General features: G+C 56.2%; 18 protein-coding genes. 1 reads left to right on the top strand and 17 read right to left on the bottom strand.

Annotation, left to right across the window (positions count from 1 at the left end; all coding sequences use genetic code 11):
• Window positions 1-90: 90 nt before the first annotated feature.
• Window positions 91-1,350 carry a transcription termination factor Rho gene (gene rho / locus ACQE2I_RS02310; RefSeq protein ID WP_008959860.1) on the bottom strand — a complete coding sequence of 420 codons (1,260 nt, stop codon included), beginning with the start codon at window positions 1,348-1,350 and terminating at the stop codon, window positions 91-93.
• 531 nt (window positions 1,351-1,881) lie between these two features.
• Between rho and ppx the strand changes: the two genes are divergently transcribed.
• The gene (gene ppx, locus ACQE2I_RS02305; protein ID WP_427029890.1) at window positions 1,882-3,435 is read left to right on the top strand and encodes an exopolyphosphatase; all 1,554 of its coding nucleotides are present in this window, start codon (window positions 1,882-1,884) and stop codon (window positions 3,433-3,435) included.
• On the opposite strand, the gene tilS is transcribed toward ppx, so the two are convergent.
• From tilS to pyrH, 16 genes are all read right to left on the bottom strand, one after another.
• The gene (tilS, locus tag ACQE2I_RS02300) at window positions 3,410-4,744 is read right to left on the bottom strand and encodes a tRNA lysidine(34) synthetase TilS (RefSeq protein ID WP_427029889.1); all 1,335 of its coding nucleotides are present in this window, start codon (window positions 4,742-4,744) and stop codon (window positions 3,410-3,412) included. The genes ppx and tilS overlap by 26 nt on opposite strands.
• Complete coding sequence (accA, locus tag ACQE2I_RS02295) at window positions 4,725-5,681, bottom strand: acetyl-CoA carboxylase carboxyl transferase subunit alpha (protein ID WP_427029888.1); 957 nt, start codon at window positions 5,679-5,681, stop codon at window positions 4,725-4,727. The genes tilS and accA overlap by 20 nt, the downstream gene beginning before the upstream one ends.
• A 94-nt stretch (window positions 5,682-5,775) precedes the next feature.
• A complete protein-coding gene (gene dnaE, locus ACQE2I_RS02290) occupies window positions 5,776-9,291 on the bottom strand; it encodes a DNA polymerase III subunit alpha (RefSeq protein ID WP_427029887.1) in 3,516 nt (1,171 codons plus the stop codon).
• Between the two features lie 28 nt (window positions 9,292-9,319).
• A complete protein-coding gene (gene rnhB, locus ACQE2I_RS02285) occupies window positions 9,320-9,952 on the bottom strand; it encodes a ribonuclease HII (protein ID WP_427029886.1) in 633 nt (210 codons plus the stop codon).
• A gap of 4 nt (window positions 9,953-9,956) precedes the next feature.
• Window positions 9,957-11,132 (bottom strand): lipid-A-disaccharide synthase, encoded by a 1,176-nt coding sequence (lpxB, locus tag ACQE2I_RS02280; RefSeq protein WP_427029885.1) that lies wholly within the window; start codon window positions 11,130-11,132, stop codon window positions 9,957-9,959.
• Between the two features lie 28 nt (window positions 11,133-11,160).
• Complete coding sequence (gene lpxA / locus ACQE2I_RS02275) at window positions 11,161-11,928, bottom strand: acyl-ACP--UDP-N-acetylglucosamine O-acyltransferase (RefSeq protein ID WP_427029884.1); 768 nt, start codon at window positions 11,926-11,928, stop codon at window positions 11,161-11,163.
• Complete coding sequence (gene fabZ, locus ACQE2I_RS02270) at window positions 11,925-12,368, bottom strand: 3-hydroxyacyl-ACP dehydratase FabZ (RefSeq protein WP_427029882.1); 444 nt, start codon at window positions 12,366-12,368, stop codon at window positions 11,925-11,927. The genes lpxA and fabZ overlap by 4 nt, the downstream gene beginning before the upstream one ends.
• A gap of 159 nt (window positions 12,369-12,527) precedes the next feature.
• The gene (gene lpxD / locus ACQE2I_RS02265; RefSeq protein WP_427029881.1) at window positions 12,528-13,562 is read right to left on the bottom strand and encodes a UDP-3-O-(3-hydroxymyristoyl)glucosamine N-acyltransferase; all 1,035 of its coding nucleotides are present in this window, start codon (window positions 13,560-13,562) and stop codon (window positions 12,528-12,530) included.
• 55 nt (window positions 13,563-13,617) lie between these two features.
• Window positions 13,618-14,115 carry an OmpH family outer membrane protein gene (locus ACQE2I_RS02260; protein ID WP_427029880.1) on the bottom strand — a complete coding sequence of 166 codons (498 nt, stop codon included), beginning with the start codon at window positions 14,113-14,115 and terminating at the stop codon, window positions 13,618-13,620.
• Window positions 14,116-14,189: 74 nt separating this feature from the next.
• Complete coding sequence (gene bamA / locus ACQE2I_RS02255; RefSeq protein ID WP_427029879.1) at window positions 14,190-16,541, bottom strand: outer membrane protein assembly factor BamA; 2,352 nt, start codon at window positions 16,539-16,541, stop codon at window positions 14,190-14,192.
• Between the two features lie 100 nt (window positions 16,542-16,641).
• Window positions 16,642-18,000 carry an RIP metalloprotease RseP gene (gene rseP / locus ACQE2I_RS02250; protein ID WP_427029878.1) on the bottom strand — a complete coding sequence of 453 codons (1,359 nt, stop codon included), beginning with the start codon at window positions 17,998-18,000 and terminating at the stop codon, window positions 16,642-16,644.
• A gap of 47 nt (window positions 18,001-18,047) precedes the next feature.
• Window positions 18,048-19,256: a 1-deoxy-D-xylulose-5-phosphate reductoisomerase gene (ispC, locus tag ACQE2I_RS02245; protein WP_427029877.1), complete on the bottom strand. Its 1,209-nt coding sequence runs from the start codon at window positions 19,254-19,256 to the stop codon at window positions 18,048-18,050.
• Entirely contained in the window at window positions 19,253-20,071 is an 819-nt protein-coding gene (locus tag ACQE2I_RS02240) for a phosphatidate cytidylyltransferase (RefSeq protein ID WP_427029876.1), read from the bottom strand. Before ACQE2I_RS02240 ends, ispC begins: the two co-directional genes overlap by 4 nt.
• Window positions 20,064-20,852, bottom strand: coding sequence for a polyprenyl diphosphate synthase (gene uppS / locus ACQE2I_RS02235; protein WP_427029875.1), 789 nt, complete (start codon window positions 20,850-20,852; stop codon window positions 20,064-20,066). Before uppS ends, ACQE2I_RS02240 begins: the two co-directional genes overlap by 8 nt.
• Before the next feature lie 92 nt (window positions 20,853-20,944).
• Window positions 20,945-21,502: a ribosome recycling factor gene (frr, locus tag ACQE2I_RS02230; protein WP_427029874.1), complete on the bottom strand. Its 558-nt coding sequence runs from the start codon at window positions 21,500-21,502 to the stop codon at window positions 20,945-20,947.
• Between the two features lie 4 nt (window positions 21,503-21,506).
• The gene (gene pyrH, locus ACQE2I_RS02225) at window positions 21,507-22,286 is read right to left on the bottom strand and encodes a UMP kinase (protein WP_427029872.1); all 780 of its coding nucleotides are present in this window, start codon (window positions 22,284-22,286) and stop codon (window positions 21,507-21,509) included.
• Window positions 22,287-22,332: the final 46 nt, after the last annotated feature.

Here is a 22,332-nt window from a genome sequence, read left to right as displayed (position 1 = left end):
CCCTGGCTGGCGAGTGCGCCGCTATTATTTACTAAAAACGAGCGGCGCTGTTTTTGACGACAAACTAGCGGCGCTTATTCTTTCAACAAGCTAGCGGCGCTTCATCGCTTCAAAGAACTCAAGATTGGTCTTGGTATCTTTCAGACGATCAATCAGGAATTCAGTGGCGGCGGTGTCTTCCATCGGATTGAGCAGCTTACGCAGAATCCACATGCGCTGCATTTCCTCCTCTGAGGCCAGCAGGTCTTCACGCCGGGTACCACTGCGGCGAATGTTAATCGCCGGGAAGACGCGTCGCTCAGCCAGCTTGCGGTCCAGGTGGGCTTCCATGTTACCGGTACCCTTGAACTCCTCGAAGATCACTTCGTCCATCTTCGAGCCGGTATCGACCAGCGCCGTGGCGATAATCGTCAGGCTGCCACCCTCTTCGATATTACGCGCCGCGCCAAAGAAGCGCTTGGGCTTTTCAAGGGCGTGAGCATCGACACCACCGGTGAGTACTTTGCCGGAGCTAGGTACCACGGTGTTGTAAGCACGCGCCAGGCGGGTAATCGAGTCGAGCAGGATGACCACGTCTTTTTTGTGCTCAACCAAGCGCTTGGCTTTCTCGATGACCATTTCAGCCACTTGCACGTGACGCGCAGGTGGCTCATCAAAGGTCGACGCCACCACTTCGCCACGCACGGTGCGCGACATTTCGGTCACTTCCTCAGGGCGCTCATCGATCAGCAGTACGATCAAATGACACTCTGGGTTGTTACGCGTGATGGAGGTTGCGATGTTCTGCAGCATCAGCGTTTTACCCGCCTTCGGCGGCGATACCAGCAGACCACGTTGGCCTTTACCAATCGGCGCGGTTAAATCAATGATCCGCGCGGTAAGGTCTTCCGTGGAGCCGTTACCGATCTCCATACGCATGCGATCGTCTGGGAACAGCGGCGTTAAGTTCTCAAACAGAATCTTGTGCTTGGCATTTTCCGGACGGTCAAAGTTAATTTGACTGACCTTCAGCAGGGCGAAGTAGCGCTCACCCTCCTTCGGCGGACGGATTTTGCCGGAAATGGAATCCCCCTTGCGCAGATTGAAACGGCGAATCTGCGAAGGCGATATGTAGATATCGTCGGGACCAGCGAGATAGGAGCTGTCAGCGCTACGCAGGAAGCCAAAGCCATCCTGAAGAATTTCCAGCACACCGTCGCCATAGATATCCTCGCCACTTTTGGCGTGTTTTTTCAGGATGGCGAAAATGATGTCCTGTTTGCGCGAACGGGCCAAGTTATCAATACCCATTTCACGGGCGATATCGAGGAGCTCGGGAACGGTTTTTTGCTTGAGTTCAGTGAGATTCATCGGTGTGTTAGAAAGTTGCTCATGGAAGCTGGGCGCCAGGCGCCGGGAGTAAGACAGGAGGCGTGAAAGTGACGCCGTGTGATGCGTTCAGACCCCGGTAAAGGCACGCGCTCGAAATGAAAGGAACTGGGTTGGTCTTAAGCAACAACATGAGTGCGTGTCGTCATTAAGGTTCAACTCGAGGGTGCTGACAGTTGTTAAATCTGGTTTACACAGGAGAGTAGCTAAACCAGTGGGCTATCTGACGACTTGGAAATCTGGCTGACGCTATTAGGATAAAGAGTAAGTAACGTCTGGGGTGACCAAGATGCCGTACTTGAACAACACATGCAAGATGATTTATCTAAACGATAAGTTATTTAAACGTCAGTCATCTCAACAGCGAAGTGCTTGTGGACACACTAACTAACCAGGTCAGATCAGGCCAGTAGCTCGATGGTAGTCAAGCGCCGCGATAAACGCAAGTCTTTGGCAATTGACAATAGATAAAGGTCACCGCAACCTTGGCACAGCCAATACGAAGGAAAGCTTATGCCCAAGGATATTTCGCCCCCCATTGATGCCGCTAGCATTGAGGCAGACAACGATGCACCGCAGCGCTTAGCCGCCATTGACCTGGGCTCCAACAGCTTTCACCTACTGGTGGCCAACTACCAACATGAACGCCTCCAGGTGGTGGCACGCTTGGGCGAAAAGGTGCAGTTAGCCGCAGGTTTAGACGATGACGGGCAGCTTAGCGAGGCCGCGATGCAGCGAGCACTTGACTGCCTGGGCCGCTTTGCACCTTTTTTAAGCGACATTACCGGTGCTAATTTGCGTATCGTGGGCACTAATGCGCTGCGCGATGCGCATAATAGCCAGGCGTTTATCGAGCGCGCCGAATCACAGCTAGGCCACGCCATCGAAATTATTGCCGGTCGCGAAGAAGCACGCCTGATTTATTTAGGTGCCGCCCACGCCCTGGCGGAAAATGGCCGTCGCTTAATCGTCGATATTGGCGGCGGATCGACCGAATTTATCATTGGTGAGGCGTTTGAGCCCAAGGCACTGGAAAGCCTGCGCATGGGTTGCGTCACTTTCTCACGGCGTTTTTTCCCCGACGGCGAGTTAAACGAAAAACGCATGCGCCGCGCCGAGCTAGCCGCTCTTTCCGAGCTAGCCAATATTCAGCGTCCTTATCGGCACCTAGGCTGGGACGACCCAGTCGGTTCAAGTGGCACTATCAAGGCCGCCGCCAGCGTAATTTACGCCTACGGCGATACGCCTCAAGAGGGTGTTATCACCCGTAGTGGATTGAAAAAGCTGCGCGAGCGGCTGTTGAAGTGCAAACAGTTGGATAAAGTCGCGCTGGACGGTCTTAAAGCCGACCGCGCCAAAGTCTTCCCGGCGGGTATTGCCATTCTTGGGGCAATTTTTGAAGCCTTCGATTTAACCCAGATGCGCTTCGCCGACGGCGCCCTGCGCGAAGGCGTGCTCTACGATATGGCCGGGCGCAATACCGCCGAAGACTCGCGCTCGAAAAGTCTGGAGTCGCTACAGCGCACTTACGATGTTGATACCCGCCAAGGGCTTAACGTCGCCGACACTGCCGAGCGACTGTTTCAGCAGGTACGCCATGCGTGGTCGCTAAACCTTGACCAAGGGCGCTATTTGCAATGGGCTAGCCATGTGCATGAAATAGGCTTGGCAATTTCCCACAGCCAGTTTCATCGCCACGGTGCCTACCTGCTAGAGCACTCAGACTTGGCCGGGTTTTCACGCCCTGAACAGCGCAAACTAGCGTTTTTAGTGCGTGCCCACCGGCGCAAATTTCCGCTTAAGGAGTGGCAGGCCCTGCCCGAGGCGCAACAAGCGGTTACCCAAAAACTCACCCGACTGCTTCGCCTGGCGGTGCTGTTCAATCATTCACGCCCTGAAACTGCCCCGGCGCTACCCGATATCAGCGCTGACAGCACCAGCCTGGCAATCACCCTGGCTGCTAGTGATGAACCCACTCTACTCAGCACCGACTTGGAACAGGAGCAGGCACTTATGCAAGCTGCAGGGTTTAAGCTGTTGATTAAACAGGCGGAGATAGACGACTAAACACGAAGCCCTCGGCCTGCCATAGCAGCGTGCCGAGGGGATCAATCACGCCAATACACGCATCAGCCTGCATAATCACCACCAGCTGCTCGCGCTCCCAGGGCGGCATATCAACTTCTTGTAACAGCCGCTTGAGATCACGCCGCCCTCGTTTGGGCAGTTGAATAACCTCACCACCTTGTCGCCAGGTGACCCTTAGTAGTTGAGAGCGTAGTTGAGAGCATAGTTGAGAGCGCGGCTGAGACGACGACTGTGATAGCGCCACCTGCCAACCTAGCGGCCCGGTGGGCGTTTTCAGCAGCGCTAGACCATCCCAGCTGGCCTGCCAAGGCGGCAGCGTTTCAAGCGGTGCGATCAGATAGAGCCGCTGACGCCATACACGCGCCTGAGCGCCCGGCCACTCAACGCATACTTCTGCATCTGGTTTGGCTTTCAGTTGATCCAACAGGCTCTCTAAACGCTTTTGCGGCGGCGTTGGCAGGCTCAACTGTTGGCAAAGCGTGCGCACCAGCAACCGCTGGCGGGGGCGAGAACGCGCGCTCAGTGCGGCAGCACCAATGCTGCGGTTGCCACTCAATAACGTTTGTAGCTCTTGCCCCGCGTATTCCACCAGCAGTTGATCGGCTTCTCCGGCATGGCGTGCGCTTTGTGCCAAAGCCCCCGCCGCATCGGGCCAGCGTGTTTCAATCGCGGGCAGCACTGAGTGGCGCAAGCGGTTGCGATCAAAGTTGAGGTCGGTGTTGGTAGGGTCTTCACACCACGTCAGGTCGAGCGACTGCGCCGCGGCTTCAAGCGAGACCCGGCGCATCGTTAGCCAGGGGCGCACCAGAGTGACGCCTTCGGCATCGCGGCGATAAGGCATGCTCGCCAAACCACGCGTACCGCTGCCACGTAGGGCAGCGAGCAGAAAGGTTTCCGCCTGATCATCCTGGTGCTGGGCTAGCCAGAGCGTGTTACCGACGGGGATGGTGGCAAAAAAGGCCGCGTAGCGGGCGCTACGGGCCGCGCCCTCGACGCCTTCGCCTTGGGCATCCACCGCCACATTAACCACCGTTAGGGGGACGTCCAACCGCTCGCAGAGGGTGTTACAGTGTTCTTCGAATGTGGCTGCTGCGGCCTGAAGGCCATGGTTAATATGTATAGCACGCAGGGGGCGGCTTGCTTGCTGGCAAACCGCCGCGGCTAACGTAAGCAACAGGCTGGAATCTAGCCCACCGGAGAGCGCCACCCAAATAGAGCGCCCCGGCGGGATCTCCGCCAGGGCGTCTTTAAGCAAGCTTTGCAGTAAATTACGCGGCTGGGGCGCCATAGCTCATTAAACGCTTGTAGCGGCGTTCTAATAGCGCGTCGGTGTCCAGCACCTGCAGACGTTCCAGGCTCGCGGTCAGCGCCTCTTTGACCCGCTCAGCGGTGGTCAGCGGATGGCAGTGGGATCCACCCAGCGGCTCTTTAATCAGCGAGTCGACGAAGCCCAGCTCTTTCAGGCGCTCGGCGGTAATGCCCATGGCCTGGGCAGCGTCGGAGGCTTTGGTGGCACTCTTCCATAGAATCGAGGCGCAGCCTTCCGGCGAGATTACCGAGTAAGTGGAGTACTGCAGCATTTGTAGTTCGTCGCAGACGCCAATGGCCAGCGCGCCGCCGGAGCCGCCCTCACCCACTACCGTGGAGATAATCGGCGTTTTCAGCCGCGACATAACGGCTAAATTATAGGCGATTGCTTCTGACTGACCACGCTCTTCGGCGTCGATACCGGGGTAGGCGCCGGGAGTATCGATAAAGGTCAGAATCGGCATTTTAAAGCGCTCGGCCATTTCCATCAGACGGCACGCTTTGCGGTAGCCTTCTGGGCGCGGCATACCGAAGTTGCGACGCACTTTCTCTTTTACATCACGGCCTTTTTGATGGCCAATGACCATCACCGGCGCATCGTTCAACCGCGCGATGCCACCGACTAGCGCGGCATCATCGGCAAAATTGCGATCACCGTGCAATTCGTCGAAATCGGTAAAGATATGCTCCAGATAGTCCAGCGTATAGGGGCGCTGGGGGTGCCGTGAAATCTGCGAAACCTGCCAGGGAGTCAAATCCTTGAAGATCGATTCCGTCAGCTTGCGGCTCTTCTCTTCCAGCCGAGAGATCTCGTCGGAAAGGTTGACTTGGCTATCGGAGCTGACCAAACGCAGCTCCTCAATTTTTGCCTGTAGTTCGGCAATCGGCTGTTCAAAATCGAGATAATTAGGATTCATCGGCTCTGCCTGATAAAAGTAAGCATGCATATGTAATTAGAGATAATAAAGAGCATTATCGCACCCTGACTCTGCCGCGCAAGTTGGGCGCCCTTTAACGATAACGCAACTGCACACCTGCCTGGCCCTGAACATCCCTCAGCGCCAGTAATAAATCATCGCTAGGCGCGACTTTCCACTCATCGGCAAGCTCCAGCCAAGCAACCGCTGCGGGGTGGCGGTACTGCAGGCGTACCGGCAAACCCTCTTCGTCGCGATACGGCGTTAGGCTGTCGCGCAGGGTTTCAATTAAGCGCCCATTGATCTGCCCCGCATCCAGCGCCAGCTCCACCGCTTGGCCGTAGCGAATGCGTGCCGTCACCATTGGCGTGACATCTTTGCCGCGCAGGCGCAGGCCGCCGGAGAACTCATCGTTGGAAACCTCGCCCTCGACGATCAATACCTGATCGGCCTCAATCTGACCGCGCAACTGCTCAAATAGCTCCCCAAACAGCGAGGCTTCAATACGCCCGGTGCGATCATCCAGGGTAATAAACGCCATGGTATCGCCGCGCTTGGACTTCATGGTGCGCACGCCGACCACCAGCCCGGCCACCCGTTGGGGGTCGCGGGAGGGTTTCAAGTCACTGATGCGGGTCGATACAAAACGCTTTAATTCGCGCTCGTACTCGTCGATCGGGTGGCCCGTGAGGTAAAGCCCCAGGGTATCCTTCTCGCCTGAGAGTCGTTCGCGGTCGGTCCACTCACGGGCGTTGATATACTCGGCGTAAACGTTACTGTCGCCTTCTCCGGCCTCTTCGTCGGCGCTAAACGCATCGCCGAACATATCCAGCATACCCAGGTTTTGATTGGTATGGTTCTGGGCGGCGGCTTTTAACGCGTCTTCCATGGCAGCGAATAGCACCGCGCGGTTGGGGCCGATGGTATCCAGCGCACCAGAGCGAATCAGTGCTTCCAGGGTGCGTTTATTCATCCGTTTGGGATCCATGCGGCGACAGAAGTCGAAGATATCCTTAAACGGGCCGTCGGCCTCACGGGCTTCAACAATGGCACCAATCGGGCCTTCACCCACGCCACGGATCGCGCCCAGGCCGTAAACCACTCGGGCGTCGGTGTCGACGGTGAACTTGTAGCCGCCCACGTTGACATCCGGCGGGGTTACGGTGAGCTTGAGATTGCGACACTCCTCAATCAGCGGCACCACTTTATCCAGGTTGTCCATTTCGGTGGACATAACGGCGGCCATAAAGGGCCCCGGATAGTGGGCTTTCAGCCACGCGGTTTGGTAAGACACCAGCGCGTAGGCAGCCGAGTGCGACTTGTTAAAGCCGTAACCAGCGAATTTCTCTACTAGGTCAAAGATGTTACCGGCCAAGTCTTTATCGATACCATTGGTGGCACAGCCTTCCATAAAGCCGTCACGCTGCTTGGCCATCTCTTCGGGCTTTTTCTTACCCATGGCGCGGCGCAGCATATCCGCCTGGCCGAGGCTGTAGCCCGCCATCACCTGAGCGATCTGCATGACCTGCTCTTGGTAAAGAATAATACCGTAGGTGGGTGCCAGCACCGGCTTCAGCAACTCATGCTGGTAATCCGGGTGGGGATAAGAGACTTCGGCCCGGCCATGCTTACGGTTGATAAAGTCGTCAACCATGCCCGACTGCAAGGGGCCGGGGCGGAACAGCGCCACCAGAGCGATCATATCGTCCAGGGAATCGGGCAGCAGACGCTTGATCAGCTCTTTCATGCCGCGGGATTCAAGCTGGAACACCGCGGTGGTTTCGGCGCGTTTGAGCATCTCAAAGGTCGGCGCGTCATCCAGCGGAATGCTGTCGATATTGAGCGGCCCCTGATCGTTGACGCTGCGTACCTTATCGACCATCTCCAACGCCCAGTCGATAATTGTCAGCGTGCGCAGGCCCAGGAAGTCAAACTTGACCAACCCGGCCTCTTCAATATCGTTTTTATCGAACTGAACGACTAAACCGGCACCATCTTCATCACACAACAGCGGTGAGAAATCGGTCAATTTAGTGGGGGCGATGACCACGCCACCGGCGTGCTTGCCGGTACCCCGGGTGGTGCCTTCGAGCTTGAGCGCCATCTCCCAGATCTCTTCGGCCTCTTCGTCGTTGCCGATAAACTCTTTGAGCGCGGGCTCCTGCTCAATCGCCTTGGCCAGGGTCATGCCCACTTCAAAGGGAATCAGCTTGGAGAGCTTGTCGCCCAGCGAATAGGGCCGCCCCTGGGCACGCGCCACGTCGCGAACTACGGCCTTGGCCGCCATGGTGCCAAAGGTGACGATCTGCGAGACCGCGTTACGCCCGTAGCGCTCGGCCACGTACTCAATCACCTTATCGCGCTTCTCCATACAGAAGTCGACGTCAAAGTCAGGCATGGAGACACGCTCGGGGTTAAGAAAGCGCTCGAACAGCAGGTCATAGCCAATCGGGTCCAGGTCGGTGATCTTTTGCGCGTAGGCCACCAGCGAGCCGGCACCGGAACCGCGCCCCGGGCCTACCGGCACGTTGTTGTCCTTGGCCCACTGGATAAAGTCCATCACGATCAGGAAGTAGCCAGGAAAGCCCATCTGGATAATAACGTTGAGCTCGAACTCCAGTCGGTCGCGGTAACGCTGATCGATCGCCTGGTACTCTTCGCTGTCGCGGGGGTAGCGCTCTGCGGGAAACAGAAAATCCAGCCGTTCGGTTAAACCGTCATGGGAGACCTTGCGGAAGAACTCGTCCTGGGTCATACCTTCGGGAATGCCGAACTCGGGCAGGAAAATCTCGCCCAGGCGCACGTTAACGCTGCAGCGCTCGGCGATCATTACGCTGTTTTCCAGCGCTTCGGGAATATCGACGAACAGCGCCGCCATCTCGTCGGGGCTTTTTAGATACTGCTCTTCGGTATAGCGGCGCTCGCGGCGCGGGTCATCCAGCGCTTTGCCTTCACCGATGGCCACGCGGGTCTCGTGGGCCCAATAGTCGTCACGTTCTAGAAAACGCACGTCGTTGGTGGCTACCACCGGCGTACCCGTTTCAATGGCCAGCTTGACGCTGGCATGGACACAGGCCTCTTCCAGTGGCCGCCCGGTACGTATCAGCTCCAGGTAAAAGCGCTCAGGGAACGCCGCCTGCCATTCTTGCAGCAGCACCCGGGCATCCTCTTCATGATCCGACAGCAGGTGGCGGCCAATCTCGCCTTCCCGCGCGCCGGAAAGCGCAATCAAGCCTTCGCTCTGTTCCAGTACCCACTGTTTATCAAGGATCGCGCGTCCCTGGCGCTGGCCATGAGTCCAGCCCTTAGAGATCAGCTCGGTGAGGTTACGGTAGCCAACGTCGTTCATCGCCAGCAGCGTTAGCCGGTAAGGGTGCGACTCGTCGTGAGGATTGTGCAGCCATAAATCGCTGCCAATAATGGGTTTCAAGCCCGCACCCTGGGCAGCTTTATAGAACTTAACCAAACCAAATAGATTGGTTTCATCGGTTAACGCCAGCGCCGGCATCGCCCGCTCAGCGGTGGTACTCACCAGCGATTTAAGCTTCACCAAGCCATCGACCAGGGAGTATTCACTGTGCAAACGCAGATGAACAAACGGAACCGTCATAACACTCTCGCTAAATAAATAAACAGGCTTAAAGCAGCGCTAGCTGACGCTGAACAGGTGCAAAACTGCGGCGGTGGTCTGGCAAAGGCCCATGGGCGGCCAACGCGGTGAGGTGCTCTTTGGTGGGGTACCCCTTGTGGCGCGCGAAGCCATACTCAGGATAGCGCATATCCAGCGTTACCATTTGGGCATCGCGAGCGACTTTAGCCAAAATCGACGCCGCGGCAATGGCGCAGTGGCGTGAATCGCCCTTCACCACAGCCTGGCCAGGCAGCAGATGGCCGGGTAACTTGTTGCCATCGACGAGCAGATATTCCGCCGCCGGTGCCAACGCGTCAATCGCTCGGCGCATGGCTAGATGGGTGGCGTGGTAGATATTCAGTGCATCCACTTCGGCAGCGCTGGCTTCTGCCACGGCAAAGGCTAACGCTCGCTGGCGAATCTGTGCATCCAGCCCTTCACGCTTGCTTGCAGTGAGCTTTTTAGAGTCGGTAAGACCTTCAATGGGCTGAGCGGGGTCAAGAATCACCGCGGCAGCTACCACGCTGCCGATCAACGGCCCGCGGCCTACTTCATCAACCCCTGCCAGCCGCTCACCGCTATAGGCAATCTCAAGGGTTGGAAAATCCTTGTGGTCAATCAACCAGTGCTCAGTTGCCATGCCGTTATTTTCCATCAACAGTCTCTAGCGGCTGGCCTGCTGCTAACAGGCTAATCGCCTCGGCGGCACGGCGACTGGCGTTGCGCTGCAGGCTGGCGTGCATCTCGGCAAAGCGCGTTTCCAGAGCATGGCGGCTGTCTTCATCCGTCAGTATCGCGCTGAGCCGGTCGGCAATCGCCTCTGCTGAGGCGGCGTCTTGAATCAATTCAGGGACTAACGTTTCTTGAGCAATCAGGTTGGGCAGCGACACCCAGCGGGTTTTCACCAGTCGCTTGGCCAGCCAATGGCTGGCCGGGGCCATCTTGTAAGCTACCACCATGCTGCGGTGACATAACATAGCTTCTAGCGCGGCAGTGCCGGAAGCCAGCAGTACGATATCACTCGCCACCATCGCTTCGCGGGCCTGGCTATCCAGCAACGTAGTGCGCTCCGCCAGCAGCGGATAATTGGCCAGCAGTGTACTAATTTCACGGCGGCGATCAGATGTGGCCGCTGGAATAACCACATGGAGCGCGGGGTGACGCTGGCAGAGCTGTTGGGCGGCGGCGAGAAAGGTGTCACCTAAAAAGCGAATTTCGTTGGCCCGTGACCCGGGCAGCAGCGCCAACACCTGGCTATCAGGCGCCAGTTCCAGCGCCTGGCGGGTGGCAACACGGTCATTTTCCAGCGGCATCTCGTCGGCCAGGGGATGACCCACAAAAGCGACGGGGACACGGTGTTCGCGATAGAAGGCGGCCTCAAAAGGGAGCAGTGTCAGCATGCCGTCTACCGATTTAGCGATGCCTTTTACCCGCCCCTGACGCCACGCCCATACCGAAGGGCTCACGTAATGGGCAGTGGTAACCCCCGCTTCGCGAAGCTGGCGTTCCAGGCCTAAATTGAAGTCCGGCGCATCGATACCCAGCATAATATCGGGCTGCCAAGCCAACGCTTCGGCTTTTAGGGTGCGCCGTACGCGGATCAGTTCGGGGAGGTGCTTGAGCACTTCAACCAGCCCCATTACCGCGAGGGTCTCTAACGGAAAGCGGCTCTGCATGCCTTCTGCCTGCATACGCGGCCCGCCGATGCCACGGAACTCGACGTTGGGGTGGCGGACTTTGAGCTCACGCATCAGCCCGGCACCAAGAATATCGCCGGAGAGCTCCCCGGCGACCAGATAGACGCGTTGCAGGGTTATCATGGCAAGATCACAGACGGTTTAGCATGGGTTAGCGGGTGATGCCGCGGGTCGAACGCTCAATAGAGGCGGCAAAATGCGCGACTTCGGGTAGTTCAAAGCGGCTACGCATCTCGACCAGCGCCTGCTCGGTGGTCAGCCCTTGGCGATAGACCATTTTATAGGCAGTAGTGAGTGCGCTGATCGCTTCGCGGCTAAAGCCACGGCGCTTCAAACCGACCAGATTAAGGCCCCGCGCTTCTGCAGGGTTGCCATTAATCATGATGTACGCGGGCGTATCTTTGGTAATAATCGAACCACCACCAGCCATGGCGTGATCGCCGAAATGGCAGAACTGATGCACCGCCGCCAAGCCACCTAAGATGACATGATCGCCAACGGTGACGTGACCAGCCAAGGTGACCTGATTGGCTAAGATGCAGTCGTTGCCGATCACACAGTCATGGCCAACATGCACATAGGCCATAAACAGGTTGCGCGACCCAATAGTGGTTTCGCTGCGATCTTGAACCGTGCCACGATGAATCGTGGCACCTTCGCGGATGACGTTATCGTCACCCATTACTAGCCGCGTCGGCTCACCGGCGTATTTTTTGTCCTGGCAGTCTTCGCCTACCGAGGCGAACTGAAAGATACGCGTACGCTCGCCTAACGTGGTGGGGCCTTTCACCACCACATGCGGGCCAATCACCGAGCCCGCGCCAATAGTGACGTCGGGGCCAATAATGCTAAAAGGGCCTACCTCAACGTCGTCGGCAAGCCGCGCCGTTGAGTCAACCAGGGCAGTAGGATGTATCAAGCCACCTTCCTCTCGGCACAAATAATTTCTGCCTCGCAGGCCAACTCTCCATCAACCGTAGCGCGGCAGGCAAACTTCCAGATACCCCGTTTACCTTTAATAACATCGGCTTCTAAAGTGAGCTGGTCACCCGGCATCACCGGGCGCTTAAAGCGCACTTTGTCACTGCCCACTAGATAGTAAACGTAGCCATCGGCAGGCAATTTATTAACCGTTTTAAAGCCGAGAATACCGCATACCTGGGCAAGTGCCTCAATGACTAGTACGCCGGGCATAATCGGGTGGTGCGGAAAATGGCCATTGAAGAATGGTTCGTTAATACTGACGTTCTTGTACGCAACGATGGATTCTCCGATGGTTAATTGCGTTACTCGATCCACCAGCAAAAATGGGTAACGGTGGGGCAAGTATTCGCGAATTTCATTGATATCCATAACCATCGTAACGACCTCTATATTGACAAAACCTGATCAACCCTTGAAGAGAGTCAGGCGAATACCAGCACGTTTGCTAGTCAAAAGGCTGTGGATTATAACGCGCTGCTATTTAGCCTCAAGCTAACAGCGGGTAAATCATTCAACTATGACCCAACTCGCCCACTAATCACGCTGTTTCTTTTCCAATCGCGCCAAACGCTTAGCGATATCGTCTAGCTGTTTAAATCGCACCGCATTTTTACGCCACTGGGTATTGGCCATGGCACCGGTACCGGAAGAGTAGACCCCCGGTTCATGGATGGAGTTCGTTACGAGACTCATTCCCGTCACCTGAACGCCATCACAGATCGTCAAGTGGCCCGACAACCCTACTCCGCCACCCAGCATACAGTGTTTGCCTACCTTGGTAGAGCCAGCAATACCTACACAGCCCGCTAGCGCGCTGTGGTCACCAATGATCACGTTATGGGCAATTTGCACTTGGCTATCAATTTTGACGTCATTGCCAATTAGCGTATCGCCTAGCGCGCCACGGTCTATACTGGAGCAGCTGCCCACTTCAACGTCGTCGCCGAGCACAACCCCACCCAACTGGGCAATTTTGTGCCAGCCAGCGCCATCGTGGGCAAAACCAAACCCGTCACCGCCAATCACGCAGCCGCTTTGCAAGATCGCGCGTTTGCCGATCACCACGCTATGGCACAAAGTCACGTTGGCGTGCAAACGCGTTGCGTCACCGATAATGCTATCAGCCCCCACCACGCTGCCGGCGCCGATCACTACGCGGTCGCCTAGCACCACGCCCGCTTCAATCACGGTGTGAGCTTGAATGGACACATTGGCGCCTAGCTGGACATTGTCCGCCACTATCGCAGTAGGATGGATGCCGATAACATCGCGGGTGGGCAACGGATCGAACAGCTGCGATAACGTGGCATAGCCTAAATAAGGGTTGTCGATTTCCAGACGCGCGACCGGGCAGTGTTTGCCGTGCTCAGGATGCAGCAATACCGCCGCTGCCTGAGTCGTCGCCAGATCCTTCAAATAGGCGCGGTTGGCCAAAAAGGCCACTTGATCTGGCTGCGCGTCTTTTAGCGTCGCCAAACCACGAATTGGCTGCTGGCCATCGCCGTTAAAGGCAATGCCCAAATGGCGCGCAATATCTGCAAGGGTAAGGTGATGAGAAACTTGCGTCATGGGAACCCAGGGAAGCGCCGGGGCGGCAACGCCGCACCCAACGTCATTGAATTGATTAGAGTGAATCGAATATCTGGGTGACTTCATCAGTCACGTTGGGCAGGTCTACCCCTGAGTGCAGTACGCCTTGTGGCTCAACCAGCACATCAATACCGTGACGTTCCAACACCTGAGCGACGGCTCGTTCCAGCTTCGGCTCTGCGCCCTCTAAAAACTGCTGTTCGGAGTTCTGCTGCGCTTGCATAACTTCTTGGCGAAGCTGCTCAAAACGACTGCCCTTCTGCTGTAATTCGCTAATCAGCGACTCGCGCTGAGACTGGGCCATGGTTTCGCCTTCATTCTGCAGGCGCTGCTGTAACTGTTGCAGCTCATTACCCAGGTTCTCCGCTTCGCGCTGTTGGTTACCGATTTGCCCTTCCAAGCTACTCAGTGACGTTTGCGCAGACTGGGTATTCATCAGCGCCGCTCGCCAATCAAGCACCGCCACTTCGGCGGCATGTGCAGGCAAGACCATCGCGCCCAGTAGGCATGCTACCGCGGTTAGTTTACGCATCGTGTTAACTCCTTAGGTCACGCTAGCACACGCCGCCCTGGCACGCGGTCTAGCAAAATTAGTACGATTACCCTTTAGAACGTTTGCCCTAATGAGAACTGGAAGAACTGAGTATCGTCACCGCTTTCATCGTTCAGTGGTTCGGCAACGCTAAAGGTCAACGGGCCGACCGGCGTCAACCAGGATAGACCGATACCGGCGCTGTAGCGCAAATCACCTAAATCAACCCCAGAGTTACACTGCTGCCGACCCGCATCTTCTTCAAGCACATCGTAGCAGGAACTCAGGAAGGTATTACCGCCATCCACGAATAGTGATGTTTGCAGCGCACGCTGATCTTCAATAAACGGTAGCGGGAAGATGATTTCGGCGCTGCCTTCGATGGATACGTTACCACCGAGGGTACGATCGCGGCCGCCTTCCGTTGCTGGCGTAGTGCGCTGACCAAGCGTGTTCGAGGTGTAGCCTCGAACCGAGCCCAAGCCGCCCGCGTAGAAGTTCTCATAGAACGGGAACGGGTCGTTACCACCCAACGTATCGGCATAGCCAACGTTGCCGGTAAATTTAAACGCGAAGGACTCATCAGCATTGATCGGGAAAAGCTGCTGCGCCCGCGCGCGCAGCTTGTAATACTCCGCATCGCTGCCGGGAACGCCCGTTTCTACCGAAAGACGCTGATAGCTGCCATCGGTCGGCATAATGCCGCGGTTGAGGTTGTTGCGTGTCCAACTGGCAGTCAGCTTCAGGCTTTGCGCATCTTCGCCTTGGTCTTCTACATAGCGGTGAATTTCCGAGGCCGTATCGGTGTAGGTTTTCACCGACAAATCTTCAACGCTGGCACCGAAGTTAAGCCGTGACAATTCGCTGACGGGGTAACCGAAGTTGATACCGGCACCGTAAGCATCCGTCGAGTACGTCGAAATATCCGAGTCCGCATAGTCGGTTTCGCGGTAAAACAGATTATAGCCGCGGGAAATACCATCTAGCGTCCAGTAAGGATCGGTGAAGCCAAAGTTGACGCTAGTAAAGGTGTCACTGCGCTGAGCGCCTACGTTGACGCGATTACCCGTGCCTAAGAAGTTATTCTGTGACAAACCAACGCCATAAATAACGCCGGCACTTTGGGAGAAACCAACGCTTGCAGAGACGGAGCCGGAAGGCTGCTCTTCGACGTTATAGGTCACATCCAACAGGTCGGGCTCACCCGGAACAGACTGGGTATCCACTTCCACTTGGCTAAAGAAACCAAGGCGCTCTAGACGTTGACGCGACTGCGTGATGGCTTCGGTCGAAGCAGGTGCGCCTTCTAACTGGGTCATTTCACGGCGCAGTACTTCATCCTGAGTAGTGGTATTACCGTAGAACTCGATACGGCGCACATAGGCACGCTCACCAGGATTGATGGCAATTACCAGATCCACCGTTTCACCGTCATCTGATATTTCAGGCACGCCCTGAATATCAGCAAAGGCAAAGCCTTCGGCGCCTAAACGCTGGCGCAGAGCTTCGGTTGAGGTATTAACGGCGCCACGGGAAAAGATTTCACCCTCTTCTATCGTCAGTAGTTGGCGGGCTTCATTTTCGCTGATCTCTAGATCACCCGCGAAACGAATGTCGCCAACGCGGTACTGGGCACCTTCATCAACGTTGAGGGTAATAAAGATTTCAGACTTTTCGGGGCCAATCGACACTTGGGTCGAGGTGACATCAAAGTTGACGTAGCCGCGATCCAAGTAGAAAGAGCGCAGTCGTTCAATATCGCCAGATAGCGCTTCGCGGGAGTACTCATCGCTAGAGAACCAGCCAAAAATGCGGCCAGGTCGATCATTTAGCTCAAACACTTCGCGCAGCGTTTCGTCATCAAAAGCGTCGTTGCCAACAATATTGATTTGGCGAATTTTGGCGACTTCACCTTCGTTGATGTTGATGTTGACCTGAACGCGGCCCTCATCAACCTGTTCAACTTCGGTATCGATACTGGCGCTGTAGCGGCCCTGAGACTGATAAACGCCTTCCAGCTCGCGCTGAATCTCTTCCAGGGTGGAGAGTTCCAACACTTGACCTTCCGAAAGCCCAGATTCACGCAAACCATTGCGCAGGTCTTCTTCGGCGATCTGGTCGTTGCCGATAATATCTAGCCGCGCAATGGTCGGTCGTTCGACGACCTGAATAACCAGCACATCGCCTTCGCGTGCCAACGCAACGTCGTCAAACAGCCCCGTTTCAAATAGGTCACGTGCTGCCGCGGCTAATTGCTGCTCGCTGACGCGCTCATTGGCACTCACCGGAAATGCATTGAAGACCGAGGCGGCGGACACCCGCTGCAGTCCTTCCACTCGAATGTCTGAAACATCAAAGGATTGTGCCTGGGCGCCGCTGGCGCCTGCCAGCAAGAGTGCCGCCATTCCAAGGGTCTTGATTTTCATGCAGTCAATTCGCTCGCGTTGGTCTGCCGATCATTCCAGAAAGGCACCATATACATTTGTGCAGGCAGATGACAAGGCATCTTGCGCGCTACACGCGTCATTACCACAGGCGCATCAGATCAAAATAGAGGGCCATCAACATTAGGGTACCGACCATGGCAAGCCCAATGCGCAATCCTACGGCTTGGGTTTTTTCAGATACTGGCCGTCCACGTACGACCTCCATAAAATAATAAAGCAAGTGGCCACCATCGAGCACGGGGATAGGCAGTAAGTTAAGCACCCCAAGGCTGATAGAAAGATACGCTAGAAAGCCGACAAACGCTTCCATCCCAGCACGTGCCGAATCGCCAGACACCTGCGCGATGGTAATCGGCCCCGATAAATTAGAAGGCGAAATAAGCCCGACCAACATTTTTCGTATCGCGTCGACGGTGAGTAGTGTCATCTCACCGGTGCGTGAAAGCGCTTGGCCTACCGCTTCGATGGGCCCATAACGTATTTCACGCTGAAACTCTGCCGGCCACTCAACCTGCTGAGCTCCAGCACCGATATAGCCAATCTCAACCCCTGTATCCAAGTTGTTACGCCCGGGAGTGAGACCAACGGTTGATTGCTCGCCGTCTCGCTCGTAGGTAAGTTGCAGCGTTTCACCAGGACTACCCCGGACGATATTAACGAAATGCATCCAATCATCGACTGGTTCACCGTTAATCGCCACCATTGTGTCGCCCGCCACCAGGCCCGCCTGCTCAGCGGCCTCACCACTCACCACTTGACCCAAAATAGCCGGAAACTCAGGCTGCCAAGGCGTTATACCGAGCGTTTGTAGCGGCTGTGGCGGATCCTGACGAACCAAGTAATCAGTGACTGGCAGGGTATAGCGCTGCGCACCTGACGAATTTTCAGGCCGCACGGCGATAGCTAAATCGCCACTGAAGCCAATAATCGACACCAGCTTTAGGTTAACATCTTCCCAAGAGCGCATCTCATCGCCTTGAATGGCGATAATTTCATCACCCTGCACAAGCCCTGCCTCTTCGGCAGGTGAATCAGGTGCAACGCTCCCCACCATCGGCGAAACCACCGTGGTACCCGCGACAAACAGCGCCCAGTAAGCGACGATAGCGAGGAGAAAATTAGCGATCGGGCCTGCCGCTACAATAGCAATGCGCTGCCACACTGTCTTGCGATTAAACGCTTGGTCGAGCTGATCGTCCGGCACCGGCGCTTCACGCTCATCAAGCATTTTGACATAGCCGCCGAGAGGAATCGCGGCAATCGCATATTCAGTGCCCTGACGGTCAACCCGTGACCATAACGGCTTGCCAAAGCCCACTGAAAAACGCAGCACCTTAACCCCGCAGCGACGCGCCACCCAAAAGTGGCCGAACTCATGAAAGGTGACTAACAGGCCCAGCACCACAATAACCGCTAAAATATTCTGTATCAGGCCCACACTGGACTCCTTAACGCCCCACTCTTAATGCCCAGCTCAGCGAATGCTTAAGCGGACCACCTTGCCACCAGCTCTTGCGCTTGCTGTCGCGCCCACTGATCGGTGGCTAATACGCTTTCAAGGCTGTCTACACGGCCATGATTGGGCCGCGATAGGACGTCAGCCACTAGCTGCCCAATCGCCATAAAACCGAGCCGACGCTGCAGAAAAGCGTCGACCGCGACTTCATTAGCGGCGTTTAATACGACAGGCGCCATACCACCCTGCTGCATGGCGTCACGTGCAAGCCCCAAACAGGGAAAGCGCGCTTCATCAGGTGCTTCAAAATCGAGCCTTGCCACCTGAAAAAGATCCAGTGTTTCGACCCCGGCGTCAATACGCTCAGGCCACGCAAGCCCGTAGGCGATCGGCGTGCGCATATCTGGATTACCTAATTGGGCAATCACCGAGCCATCCTGATACGCCGCCATGGAGTGAATCACGCTTTGTGGGTGCACCACCACCTGGATCTGCTCAGGGGTTGCATCAAATAGCCAACAGGCTTCAATAAGCTCCAGCCCTTTATTCATCAGCGTGGCGCTATCCACCGAAATCTTACGGCCCATTGACCAGTTAGGATGAGCGCAAGCTTGCTCAGGCGTCACGTTATTAATATCAGCCTGGCTCCAGGTACGAAACGGCCCCCCAGAGGCCGTTAGCATCAGCTGGCTAATGCCGTGGCGCGCCAAGCCGCCGCGATGCTCCGCAGGTAGACACTGGTAAATGGCATTATGTTCGGAATCAATTGGTAATAGTGTTGCCCCCGAACGCGAAACAGCGTCCATAAATAGTGCGCCGCTCATTACTAGCGCTTCTTTATTGGCCAGCAGCACACGCTTACCCGCCTCGGCAGCAGCCAGCGCAGGCAGCAATCCCGCAGCGCCAACAATCGCCGCCATTACACAGTCAACGCCAGCATCCCGGGCGACGTTACAAAGCGCCTCAGGCCCAGCGTTCACCTCAGTTGGCTGGCCAACACGCTTAAGCTCTTGGCGCAGCCAAGCGGCATCGACTTCGCTGTCCAGCACGGCGACGGCTGGCCGATACGTTAAACACTGGGCGAGCAGGGCCTCTTTGGAGGTGTGCGCAGTCAGGGCATGAACGGCATAGCGGTCGGGATGACGGCCAATCACATCCAGCGTGCTGGTGCCGATGGAGCCTGTCGACCCGAGTACCGTTATACGTTGCAAAGGCGCTTGATGCGATTGCTGACTCATAGGGGCTGCACCCGAACAAGCACTTCGATATAGAACAGCGCAAACAGCGGAATCGCCGCTGTCAGGCTGTCAATTCGATCCAACACCCCACCGTGACCGGGCAGCAACTGACTAGAATCTTTAATATTACGGTGGCGCTTGAGCATGCTTTCCAGCAGATCCCCCAGTACAGACGTCAACGTCACCACCGCGGTCGCCAAGATGAGAGTGAGGCTACCGGTCATCTTCAGTGACAGCCAGAGCGCAAAGAGAAGCGCCAGAATAGCGGTTGCTGCCAACCCGCCCAACACGCCTTCCCATGATTTTCCAGGGCTCACATGAGGGGCCAGTTTACGCCTGCCCCAGTGGCGCCCTACAAAATAGGCACCAATATCCGCACACCAGACCAACAGCAGTACAAACAGCAGCCAAACACTGCCGCTCTCGCGCAGAATGTTAAAGCCCACCCAGCAGGGCAACAGTACCCACAGGCCCATCGCCAAACGCCGTGTGCTTGTTTGCCACTGCTGGCCTGCAGCGGGGTAGCGGGTTACCCAGTAGAGATTCAGTAGCCAGCCTGCAGCGGCCAACCAAAGCGGCCATATCGACGTGGCCCCCCCCGTCAGCCACATGACCAGCATCAACCCCGCCATTGCGGCCACTAACACAGCGCGCTGAGCCGTGCGTGTAACGCCCGCCAGGTTGGCCCATTCCCAGGTACCGAGTAGCACAATAAGCGCTGTGAACAACGCATAAGCGCCGCCGTCTAATCCAAACAGGCCAACCAGCACCAAGGGTGCTAACCAGGCTGCGGTGATAATCCGCTGTTTAAGCACCTTGCGCCTCTATTTGTTCGTCCGTCATACCAAAGCGGCGGCGACGCTGACAAAAGTCGTTTAATGCTGCATCAAACGCCTCTGCGCCGAAATCGGGCCATAGCAGCGGTGAAAAGTGCAGCTCGGCATAGGCCAACTGCCACAGCATATAGTTGGATAACCGCTGCTCGCCGCTGGTACGAATACACAGATCCACCGGCGGCACATCATCACCCCCTATCGCTTTATCGAAGCGGGTTTCATCAATGGCCGCGGGGTCCAACTCCCCCGCGGCCACCTGTTCGGCTAAGCTGCGCGCCGCCCGGGCGATATCCCACTGACCACCATAGTTAGCGGCAATCACCAAATGCATGCCCGTGTTGTGCGCGGTTAACGCTTCAGCACGCTGAATATGCTTTTGTATCGCATGTGAGAAACCGCGCTGTTCGCCAATAATCGAGAGACGCACATTACGCTCATTGAGCTTTTTGACTTCACGCCTGAGCGCCATCAAAAACAGCTCCATCAACGCGTTGACTTCCGCCTCTGGGCGCTTCCAATTTTCACTTGAGAAAGCAAACAGACTCAGCGTTTTCACTTCGCGCTCGGCGGCTCGTTGAATCACTGCGCGAAGAGTTTCTACCCCTGCACGGTGCCCTCGAACGCCTGAAAGCCCGCGCGCGCGCGCCCAGCGATTATTGCCATCCATAATAATGGCAACGTGAGACGGTGGAGCCTCCCCGATCTGGGCAGACACGCGGGCATCACCCACCTGCCCTTCAGGAAGCTGAGGCGATGTCATGGATTCTCGCACCCAAAATAAATCATAAAAAACCAGCCAGAGGGTTGCAAAACGGGCAGCCTAAGCTGCCCGCGGCTGCGTAAATTACAGGTTTAAACCTGCATCAGGTCCTGTTCTTTCGCAACCAACGCTTTATCGATCTCAGCAATATACTTGTCGGTCAGCTTTTGGATCGCATCTTCACCTTCACGCTGATCGTCTTCGGTAATATCTTTATCTTTCAATAACGATTTGAAATCACCGTTAGCATCGCGGCGCACGTTGCGCACCGCAACACGGGCATTTTCAGCTTCGCTACGCGCCTGCTTGATGTAACCTTTGCGGGTCTCTTCGGTGAGCATCGGCATCGGCACACGAATCACGTTACCCGCACTGGCCGGGTTTAGACCAAGATCAGAGGTCATGATGGCCTTTTCTATTTTCTGCACCATGCCCTGCTCCCACGGCGCAATCGTCAGCGTGCGGGCGTCCTCAACGTTGACTGAGGCCACTTGGCTAAGCGGTACCTGGCTGCCGTAATAGTCCACGCTAACCGCGTCTAAAATGCTCGGATGAGCACGACCAGTACGAATTTTATTAAAATTACTGTTCAGCGCCTCAACGCTTTTCTTCATGCGCGATTCGGCGTCTTTCTTAATATCGTTGATCACGTCATTACCCTCTGTATATCAGCGTGCCTTCCTTGCCCCCTACCACCATATTCAGTAGGGCACCAGGCTTATTCATATCAAACACCCGCACCGGCATATTATGGTCACGTACCAGGCAGATAGCGGTCAAATCCATCACGCCCAGCTTTTGATCCAGGGCGTCATCGTAAGAGAGCTGGTCATACTTCACAGCATCAGGGTGTTTTACCGGGTCTTTATTGTAGACACCATCCACCTTGGTCGCCTTGATAACCACATCGGCGTCCACTTCGATACCGCGCAAACAGGCGGCAGAATCGGTGGTAAAGAAGGGGTTACCCGTTCCTGCAGAGAACAGCACTACGTCTCCAGAGGTTAGGTAGCGAATCGCGGTACGCCGATCATAGTGCTCTACGACGCCGCTCATCGGAATAGCTGACATAACGCGCGAGCGGATATTGGAACGCTCTAGAGCGTCGCGCATCGCCAGCGCATTCATCACGGTGGCCAGCATACCCATATGGTCACCGGTCACCCGATCCATACCGGCTTCGTTGAGCGCCGCGCCGCGGAACAAGTTACCACCGCCAATCACGATACCCACCTGCACCCCGATACCGACCAGCTGGCCAATCTCCAGCGCCATGCGATCAAGCACCTTAGGGTCAATACCGAAATCATGCTCACCCATTAATGCTTCGCCAGAGAGTTTGAGCAAAATACGCTTGTATTTTGACTTTGTGCCCGCAGCCTTACTTTTGTCGGGTACTGCATGGGGGGTAGGCTCTCGAACATCGTGTGACATGGCAACTCTCCTGAGGCGGGCTTGAGAACAGGCAAGCGGGGCAGCC

The organism is Halomonas sp. H2 (assembly GCF_050215315.1).
In the GTDB taxonomy this organism is placed as follows: Bacteria; Pseudomonadota; Gammaproteobacteria; order Pseudomonadales; family Halomonadaceae; genus Vreelandella.
Note: the sequence above shows the minus strand (reverse complement) of the source record. Positions and strands in the feature narration are given on the sequence as shown.

Bases quoted from the DNA above. Each gene is read 5' to 3' on its own strand.
- ispC (WP_427029877.1), bottom strand. From the start codon at position 19,256: ATGAGTCAGCAATCGCATCAAGCGCCTTTGCAACGTATAACGGTACTC.
- bamA (WP_427029879.1), bottom strand. From the start codon at position 16,541: ATGAAAATCAAGACCCTTGGAATGGCGGCACTCTTGCTGGCAGGCGCC.
- ACQE2I_RS02260 (WP_427029880.1), bottom strand. From the start codon at position 14,115: ATGCGTAAACTAACCGCGGTAGCATGCCTACTGGGCGCGATGGTCTTG.
- pyrH (WP_427029872.1), bottom strand. From the start codon at position 22,286: ATGTCACACGATGTTCGAGAGCCTACCCCCCATGCAGTACCCGACAAA.
- ppx (WP_427029890.1), top strand. From the start codon at position 1,882: ATGCCCAAGGATATTTCGCCCCCCATTGATGCCGCTAGCATTGAGGCA.
- uppS (WP_427029875.1), bottom strand. From the start codon at position 20,852: ATGACATCGCCTCAGCTTCCTGAAGGGCAGGTGGGTGATGCCCGCGTG.
- lpxD (WP_427029881.1), bottom strand. From the start codon at position 13,562: ATGACGCAAGTTTCTCATCACCTTACCCTTGCAGATATTGCGCGCCAT.
- accA (WP_427029888.1), bottom strand. From the start codon at position 5,681: ATGAATCCTAATTATCTCGATTTTGAACAGCCGATTGCCGAACTACAG.
- rho (WP_008959860.1), bottom strand. From the start codon at position 1,350: ATGAATCTCACTGAACTCAAGCAAAAAACCGTTCCCGAGCTCCTCGAT.
- rnhB (WP_427029886.1), bottom strand. From the start codon at position 9,952: ATGGCAACTGAGCACTGGTTGATTGACCACAAGGATTTTCCAACCCTT.
- tilS (WP_427029889.1), bottom strand. From the start codon at position 4,744: ATGGCGCCCCAGCCGCGTAATTTACTGCAAAGCTTGCTTAAAGACGCC.
- fabZ (WP_427029882.1), bottom strand. From the start codon at position 12,368: ATGGTTATGGATATCAATGAAATTCGCGAATACTTGCCCCACCGTTAC.
- dnaE (WP_427029887.1), bottom strand. From the start codon at position 9,291: ATGACGGTTCCGTTTGTTCATCTGCGTTTGCACAGTGAATACTCCCTG.
- lpxB (WP_427029885.1), bottom strand. From the start codon at position 11,132: ATGATAACCCTGCAACGCGTCTATCTGGTCGCCGGGGAGCTCTCCGGC.